The 3,298-nt window shown below is 71.6% G+C and carries 3 protein-coding genes; 1 reads left to right on the top strand and 2 read right to left on the bottom strand.

Annotated features, from left to right (window positions below):
- Positions 1-146 precede the first annotated feature (146 nt).
- Together argH and HYE82_RS35245 are read right to left on the bottom strand one after the other, a co-directional pair.
- Positions 147-1,574: an argininosuccinate lyase gene (gene argH, locus HYE82_RS35250; protein WP_179178306.1), complete on the bottom strand. Its 1,428-nt coding sequence runs from the start codon at positions 1,572-1,574 to the stop codon at positions 147-149.
- 127 nt (positions 1,575-1,701) lie between these two features.
- Positions 1,702-2,904: an argininosuccinate synthase gene (locus tag HYE82_RS35245; RefSeq protein WP_179178305.1), complete on the bottom strand. Its 1,203-nt coding sequence runs from the start codon at positions 2,902-2,904 to the stop codon at positions 1,702-1,704.
- Between the two features lie 193 nt (positions 2,905-3,097).
- Here HYE82_RS35245 and HYE82_RS35240 point away from each other — a divergent pair.
- The coding region (locus HYE82_RS35240) for a hypothetical protein (protein ID WP_179178304.1) at positions 3,098-3,298 on the top strand (201 nt) is incomplete at its 3' end.

Genomic DNA, 3,298 nt, shown 5'->3' with positions numbered 1-3,298 from the left:
GAGCACAGGTGCTCCGACCGCCCCTCCGGGCGTTCCGCGGCGTGCGGACGTACATGCCCCGGGCCCGTGGAGGACGTACGGGGGTGCGGGCCGCAGGGCCGCGGGCGTACGGGGCGGCGGCGCGGGGCCGCCGCGGGCGGGCCGGGCTACTGCTTGTGCGCGGCCCAGGCGTGCTGGATCACCAGGTCCGCCTTCAGCTCGGTGAGCTGCAGCGCCACCGCCGAGGGGGCCGTGCCGCCGCGGCCGCTGCGCGAGGCGAGGGCGCCGGGGACGTTCAGGACGGTGCGGACCTCCGGGGTGAGGTGCTGGGAGATCTTCGCGAACTGGTCGTCGGTGAGTTCGTCGAGTTCGATGCCGAGCGCCTCGCACTCCTTGACGCACTCGCCGGCCACCTCGTGCGCCACCCGGAACGGCACGCCCTGCTTGACCAGCCACTCCGCGATGTCCGTGGCGAGGGAGAAGCCGGCCGGGGCCAGCTCCTCCATGCGCTCCCGGTTGACCGTGAGGGTGGCCATCATTCCGGTGAAGGCGGGGAGCAGGACCTCCAGGGTGTCGCAGGAATCGAAGACCGGCTCCTTGTCCTCCTGCAGGTCCCGGTTGTAGGCGAGCGGGAGGGCCTTGAGGGTGGCGAGCAGGCCCGTCAGGTTGCCGATCAACCGGCCGGACTTGCCGCGGGCCAGCTCGGCGATGTCCGGGTTCTTCTTCTGCGGCATGATCGACGAGCCGGTGGAGAAGGCGTCGTGCAGGGTCACGAAGGAGAACTCCTTCGTGTTCCAGATGATGATCTCCTCCGCGATCCGGGACAGGTTGATCCCGATCATGGCGGTGATGAAGGCGAACTCGGCGACGAAGTCGCGGGAGGCCGTGCCGTCGATCGAGTTGCCGGCCGAGCCGCGCTCGAAGCCGAGGTCGGCGGCGACCGCCTCCGGGTCCAGGCCGAGCGAGGAACCCGCGAGGGCGCCCGATCCGTACGGGGAGACCGCGGTCCGGGTGTCCCACTGGCGCAGCCGCTCGGCGTCCCGGGACAGGGACTGGACGTGGGCGAGCACGTGGTGGGCGAAGAGCACAGGCTGGGCGTGCTGGAGGTGGGTGCGGCCGGGCATGGCCGTGTCCGGGTGCGTCTCGGCGAGGCCGACCAGGGCGTCCTGGAGGTCGGCGAGGAGGCCGCCGATGATCCGGGCGTGGTCGCGCAGGTACATCCGGAAGAGGGTGGCCACCTGGTCGTTGCGGGACCGGCCGGCGCGCAGCTTGCCGCCGAGCTCGGCACCGAGCCGCTCCAGCAGGCCCCGCTCAAGGGCGGTGTGCACGTCCTCGTCGGCGACGGTCCCGGTGAAGGAGCCGTCGGCGACGTCCGCCTCCAGCCGGTCCAGCCCGGCGATCATGCGGTCGAGCTCGTTGGCGGTGAGCAGCCCGGCCTTGTGGAGCACGCGGGCGTGGGCGCGGGAGCCGGCGATGTCGTACGGGGCGAGGCGCCAGTCGAAGTGGACCGAGGCGGAAAGCTTCGCCAGGGCCTCTGCCGGGCCGTCGGCGAACCGGCCGCCCCAGAGCCGGACGTCACCGTTGTTGCTGCTCACTGCTGATGCTCCTCGATCACTGCGTGGCTTCGGGTGGGAACGGCCTCCCCGCCGCGCAGGTGGCGGGGAGGCCGGCCGTCCCAGGGGTGGCCCGCGCCGCGGGCACCGGGGTGAGCCCGGGTCTGTGTCAGGCTCCGCCTGCCAGATCACGGCGGGCGGCGATCTTCGCGGAGAGGGCGAAGATGTCGATGAAGCCCTGGGCCTTGGACTGGTCGAAGGTGTCGCCGGTGTCGTAGGTGGCGAGGTTGAAGTCGTAGAGGGACTCGTCCGACTTCCGGCCGGTGACGACGGCGCGGCCGCCGTGCAGGGTCATCCGGATGTCGCCGGTGACGTGCTGGTTGGCCTCGTTGATGAAGCCGTCCAGCGCCCGCTTGAGCGGGGAGAACCACAGGCCGTCGTAGACGAGCTCGCCCCAGCGCTGCTCGACCTGCCGCTTGTACCGGGCGAGCTCGCGCTCGACGGTGACGTTCTCCAGCTCCTGGTGGGCGGTGATCAGCGCGATCGCGCCGGGGGCCTCGTACACCTCGCGGGACTTGATGCCGACGAGGCGGTCCTCGACCATGTCGATCCGGCCGATGCCCTGGGCGCCGGCCCGCTCGTTGAGCTGCTGGATGGCCTGGAGCACGGTGACGGGCTTGCCGTCGATGGCGACCGGGACGCCCTCCTTGAAGGAGACGACGACCTCGTCGGGCTCACGCGGGGTGGCCGGGTCCGAGGTGTACTCGTAGATGTCCTCGATCGGCCCGTTCCAGATGTCCTCCAGGAAGCCCGTCTCGACGGCGCGGCCGAAGACGTTCTGGTCGATGGAGTACGGGGACTTCTTGGTGGTCGCGATCGGGAGGTTCTTCGCCTCGCAGAAGGCGATGGCCTTGTCCCGGGTCATCGCGTAGTCCCGGACCGGGGCGATGCACTTCAGGTCCGGGCCGAGGGCCTGGATGCCGGCCTCGAAGCGGACCTGGTCGTTGCCCTTGCCGGTGCAGCCGTGGGCGACGATGCCGGCGTTGTGCTTCTTCGCGGCGGCGACCAGGTGCTTGACGATGGTGGGCCGGGAAAGCGCCGAGACCAGGGGGTAGCGGTCCATGTAGAGGGCGTTGGCCTTGATCGCCGGGAGGCAGTACTCGTCGGCGAACTCGTCCTTGGCGTCCGCGACCTCGGCCTCGACGGCACCGCAGGCGAGCGCGCGCTTGCGGATGACGTCCAGGTCCTCGCCGCCCTGGCCGACGTCCACGGCGACGGCGATGACCTCGGCGCCCGTCTCCTCGGCGATCCAGCCGATGGCGACGGAGGTGTCCAGGCCGCCCGAGTAGGCGAGTACGACGCGCTCGGTCACGGGTTTCTCCTTACGGTGCAATCCAGCGATGGGCATAACTATGCACTGCTCCGTATGTTTCGTCAATCGGCCGGTGTGGCGCATGCCTGACCAGCGGAAATATCGCAAGCGCCCGCCGCGCACCGGCCACTACGCTCCCCGTGTCGAGCGGCGGACGGTGCCGCGGGCGGACACGGCGGACCGGGGAGGGCGCATGGGAACGAAACGGCGGTGGGACGCGGAGGCGGGCCGCGAGGCCGCGCGGCAGCTGCTGGAAGGCGGCACGGTCCCGGCCGGCGGGGTGCTGCCGTACGGCGGCCCGGAAGCCTGGCTCGCCTTCGACGAGCAGGTACGGGGCGCGCGCGTCGGCCGGGTCGGCGTGGGCGGACCCGGCGTTGCGGGGCCGGGCGGGCCG

This window comes from Streptomyces sp. BR123 (assembly GCF_013401435.1).
In the GTDB taxonomy this organism is placed as follows: Bacteria; Actinomycetota; Actinomycetes; order Streptomycetales; family Streptomycetaceae; genus Streptomyces.
Note: the sequence above shows the minus strand (reverse complement) of the source record. Positions and strands in the feature narration are given on the sequence as shown.